The 1,519-nt window shown below is 69.8% G+C and carries 2 protein-coding genes; both read left to right on the forward strand.

Features of this window, described 5'->3' with window-relative positions; translation table 11 throughout:
- Nucleotides 1-11: 11 nt before the first annotated feature.
- Nucleotides 12-455: an FHA domain-containing protein gene (locus tag ACFWPJ_RS32535; RefSeq protein WP_378857317.1), complete on the forward strand. Its 444-nt coding sequence runs from the start codon at nt 12-14 to the stop codon at nt 453-455.
- A gap of 70 nt (nt 456-525) precedes the next feature.
- Entirely contained in the window at nt 526-1,314 is a 789-nt protein-coding gene (locus ACFWPJ_RS32540; protein WP_378857315.1) for a MerR family transcriptional regulator, read from the forward strand.
- Nucleotides 1,315-1,519 lie beyond the last annotated feature (205 nt).

Consider the following 1,519-nt stretch of genomic DNA (forward strand, 5'->3'; position numbering starts at 1 on the left):
AGCCCTCGCCCGTGACCAGTTCGGTCTTCCGCGCGGACTCCCGCCCCGCGGTCTCGGCGCGGGGAGCGTGGGTGCCGTCGGGCGCTCAGCCGTGGCAGGGCGTCGAGGGCCTGCCGGTCGGCGCGGCCCTCCTGGTGGTCAAGCGCGGCCCGAACGCGGGCTCGCGGTTTCTGCTGGATCAGCCGACCACCTCGGCCGGTCGCCATCCCGACAGTGACATCTTCCTCGATGACGTCACTGTCAGCCGTCGGCACGCGGAGTTCCGTCAGGATGACGACTCGTTCCAGGTCGTCGATGTGGGCAGCCTCAACGGCACCTACGTCAACCGGGAGCCGGTGGACTCCTCGGAGCTGCAGAACGGCGACGAGGTCCAGATCGGCAAGTTCCGGCTGGTCTTCCTGACCGGTCCGCGCGCGCAGGCGAACGAGTCGGCGTCGGGCGCGGGGTCGCGATGACCCCTACGGTGCTGGTGCTCGCGAAGGGCGCAGTGCTGTGACAGGGGCGGCGCAGTGGGCGCGCGGAGGGATGTCGATCGGCTCCGTGCTCGACCTGCTGCGACCAGATTTTCCTGATATCACCATCTCCAAGATCCGGTTCCTCGAATCCGAGGGCCTGATCCGGCCGGAGCGGACACCGTCGGGATACCGGCGGTTCTCGGTGTCCGACTACGAACGGCTGCGTTTCGTGCTGACCGCGCAACGCGATCAGTACCTGCCGCTCAAGGTGATCAAGGAGCAACTCGAAGCGATCGACAGTGGTGCGGCGACCCTCGGCGTGCGTGAAGCGCGCGCCAGGGCGCACTCCCACCACAGCGCCGCGGAGGCCGGACAGTCGCTGTCCGGCGCCGCGCGCGCGGACACCGACGGCGCAGGCCCGGTACCGCCGCGCAGACTGGGCGTCGTCCCCGGCGAGATCACGCCGGACGAACTGCGCGTCGACGTCGGGGTGCGCCTCACCCGCGCCGATCTGCTCGCCAAGGCGGGCATCGACGACACGTTTCTCGACGACCTGCTGCGCGCCGGACTGATCGTCCCCGGCGCGGGCGGCTTCTTCGAATCCGACGCCGTGACGCTGGCGCACGCGGCCAAATCGATGGCCGAATTCGGCCTGGAGGCCCGGCATCTGCGCGCCTTCAAGCTGGCCGCCGATCGCGAGGCCGCCCTCGTCGCCCAGATCGCCGCGCCCATCGCCAAGAGCCGCGACGCCGACGCGCGCGCCCGCGCCGAGGAGACCGTCCGCGAACTGGCGGCACTGTCGCTGAACCTGCACGCGGCACTGGTGACAGCGGCCGTCCGCGCCGCACTCGGCAACTGACACACCCGAACACCGGATCGGGTATCACCCCGGCAACACGCCGATTTCGGCTCGGACGTCCTCGTTGCACCGACCGGAATTCGCCTAGACTCGTGGTTACGGCGAGCTGGGCAGCGGTCCTGCCTGCCGGCGGCGAGTATGGGAGGCAGACAACTCATGAGCGAGCGCCGCGAGCGAGCCATCAAAAAAACCGAGCACACCGTCA

The organism is Nocardia sp. NPDC058497 (genome assembly GCF_042720195.1).
Classification (GTDB): domain Bacteria; phylum Actinomycetota; class Actinomycetes; order Mycobacteriales; family Mycobacteriaceae; genus Nocardia.